The sequence below is a fragment of the Streptomyces sp. FH025 genome (assembly GCF_017427025.1).
Classification (GTDB): domain Bacteria; phylum Actinomycetota; class Actinomycetes; order Streptomycetales; family Streptomycetaceae; genus Kitasatospora.
On the sequence record NZ_JAFLNG010000826.1, the window covers coordinates 1 to 2,984 of the forward strand.

Annotated in this window: 2 protein-coding genes; both read right to left on the reverse strand. The window is 72.2% G+C overall.

The window, feature by feature from the left end; translation table 11 throughout:
- Nucleotides 1-231 precede the first annotated feature (231 nt).
- Complete coding sequence (locus J0670_RS34420) at nt 232-1,314, reverse strand: hypothetical protein (protein WP_307806821.1); 1,083 nt, start codon at nt 1,312-1,314, stop codon at nt 232-234.
- A gap of 72 nt (nt 1,315-1,386) precedes the next feature.
- On the reverse strand, nt 1,387-2,984 hold a 1,598-nt coding region (locus J0670_RS34425; RefSeq protein WP_207816337.1), incomplete at its 5' end, for an FAD-dependent oxidoreductase.

Sequence of the window (2,984 nt, forward strand, 5' to 3'; positions counted from 1 at the left end):
AGGACCCCGAGCACGACGACCACCAACGCGGCGAGGGGCGCGATCAGCCCGAGCCACACGCGGGCGGTGCGGGCTGGTCCGACTTCCAGATCTTCCAGGTCCGCTCCGGCCAGGCGATCCAACGCGAGCCCCCCGTCATGTCCAACTCACCCTCCGGCCAAGGACATCGGGATCAGCCTCCCCCTGTCAACCCAGCCGACAGCCCGGTCACGGCAGATCGCTGACAGAGCGTCAGGTCTGGCTGGCTCTCATCGCGGCGATGCCCCGAGCGAGGTCGAAGGCGGCCACGGGGTCGCGCTCCTTCGTCCACGGCTCCGCGCCGCACCAGGGCCCGATCAGACGGAACTGTTCCAGTGCGGCGTCGTAGCGCCGTACCTTGACCAGGTACTGCGCCAGCAGGTGCCGCAGTTGGTGAACGCGCTGGTCCTCGCCGGGCACCTGGTTCAGTGACCGGGCGACGCTCTCCAGCAGGTCCTTGGCCGCTCGCGAAGAGGGGAGGGCCGAGAGGCCGGAGCGCCGGGTGAGTTCGTGCAGCGCGTGCAGGTAGACCCCGGCGAGCGGGCTGCCGGCCGGTGCGTTGCGCGCGGCACGTTCGGCGAACTGCATCATCAGCCTGCGGCTGCCGGCCCACTTGGCACACCAGTACTGCATGGCTTGGCAGTGGCCCTCGTAGTGGTAGGGGGCGCGGGTGACGAGTTCCTTCCAGAGCTGGCGGAACTCGTCGTGCTCATACCCGAGCCCGCGGGCGGCGGTGACCATGACCACCCAGGGACCGGGGTCCTCGGGCGCGAGCTCGGCGGCCTTCCGCGCGGCCTCCATCGCGGCATTCAGCTGGACCATGAACCGGGCCATCCGACCGGCGGGAACGTCGTGCGCGTATCCGTCACCGCGTACCGCCCACCCGCGGTGGAGGAGCACCTGGGCATGGACGGTGACAGCGGTGCCGTCGTCCGGTCGGGCCCGGAGCCAGTCGTCCAGCCAGGCGTCGCTCTCGTCGGCGATCTGTCGCAGGACTTCCAGCCGGGACCAGCGTTCGTCCCAGTCCTGGCGCTCGGCGTCCGCGAAGGCGGCCGCCGAGCGCCAGTCGCCTTCCCACGCGTCGTGCGCGACGGCCCGTATCTCTTCGGAGCGATCAGCGGGCGGGGGCGGCCCGGCGCGGTGCGCGTCGAGCTGTTCACGGGGCGGGAGCCCGTGGACAGCCGGGTCGAACCGGCTGCGGACCCAGAGCGTCAGTCCGGCTCGACTCAGGCGAGGGCCGAGCCGGTAGATGAGGCCGGGAGCGACGGCCAGGGCGATCAGGATGAGTAAGGTCACGGCCGCGATCATCCCGGGAGACACCACGGATGACAACGGCCGTCATTGGGGAGCCATCAACGGGCGGCCGTGTCACCCGAGGTCGAAGGTGTTCCGCAGACCGAGGCGGTAGCGGGCCTCGTCGACCAGCTTGAGCGGCTCCAACTCCGGGGGCCGGAAGAGCAGCTGGATCCGGCAGCGCTCGGCGCTCGAACCGTCCGCGTCCAGCAGGGCGTTGACCGCGCGCCGCGCGGACTCGTTGGCCCCCTCCATGGTGGCCAGGTCGACGTCGGTACGGACGTAATCGCCGGCCAGGAAGAAGTTGCCCACCGCCGTCGCGGCCGAGGGCCGGTGGTAGAGCGTTCCGGCGGGATGGACCAGCAACTGCTCGCGGTTGGCGGGCGCCGGCCCGCCCAGACCGGTGACGGCCGGGTCGAGGAACCACGAGTGCACGTCCGCGTCCGCCGGCCACCCGACGCCCGGCCGCTCGAAGGCCCGTCGGCACTGCGCCCAGACCTCGCGGGCCACCTCCTCGCGGGTGCACTCCTTCGCCGTCCTGCCGTAGAGGATCCCCGGCCGGTCCCACTCCGAGACGCAGACCGACAGGCAGTCGCGCACCGTCCCGTCGCCGTAGCCGGCCGCGAAGTCCCGGTCCCAGAACTGCGCCTGGCTGACCGCCGTGAGCGACCACGGGGAGTCCAGGCAGACGGCGTGGCCGTGCACCAGCCGCACCGGGCGGCGCAGGTAGAACTGGATGCCCGTCATCCAGTCCGTGCCGATCGCGTCGCAGCGCGCCAGCTGGGGATCGGCGGCGCGCAGCCCCGGACCCCACGTGGCGCGGGCGTGCTCGACCGGCAGCGCGCTGAGGTAGTAGTCGGCCCGCACCGTCTCGGGGGCGCCACCGCCGGCCGGCGCCACCCGGACCCCGGTGATCCGGCGCTCGGCGTACAGCACCTCCCGGACCTCGGTCCCGGTCCGGAACTCGACGCCCAGCGAGGACAGATGGGCCACCCACGGGTCGATCCAGGCCTCGCTGGTCGGGCCGTTGAGCACCCGGTCAGGCTGCCCGTCACCGCCGCGCCCCAGCATCCCGTTCAGCAGGAAGGCCTCGACGACGGTGCGGGCCACCGTGCGGGTGCTCGCCTGCTCGGCCCGGGTCGCCACCAGATCCCGGGTCAGACCGACTCCGAGGAGACGCTGGTAGTCAGGGGACATCCGCTCGGCCCCGATGAAGTCCCACCAGGCCACCCGCTCCCACTGCTGCTCACGGCGCACATCGCAGCTGGTCAGGTGTACCAGAAGCCGGTCCACGAAGTAGGCCAACTCGCCGACGGGCAGCCGCAGCACCTCGTCCAGCGCGCCGGCCAGGGTCCGCCGCAGGGCGTCCGGTGCGAGGTCACCCAGGTCCAGCGGGCGGGTCACGGCCTGGAACGGCACCAGCAGACCCGGGCGCGGGGCGTCGAAGGCCAGCAGCGCCTGCGTGGCATCGCGCAGATTGCCATGGACGCCACCGGGGTTGCCGGGAACTGGAATGCGGCGCAGCGTGTCCGGCAGATTGCGGTAGAAGCTGGGAAAGAACCGGAACCCGTGCTCACCCGGCAACGCCCGACGCCCACCGCCCGCACTACCCGGCACATCCATGCTCCGCGCCTTGCCCCCGAGCGCGTCGCGGTACTCGTACACCGTCACCC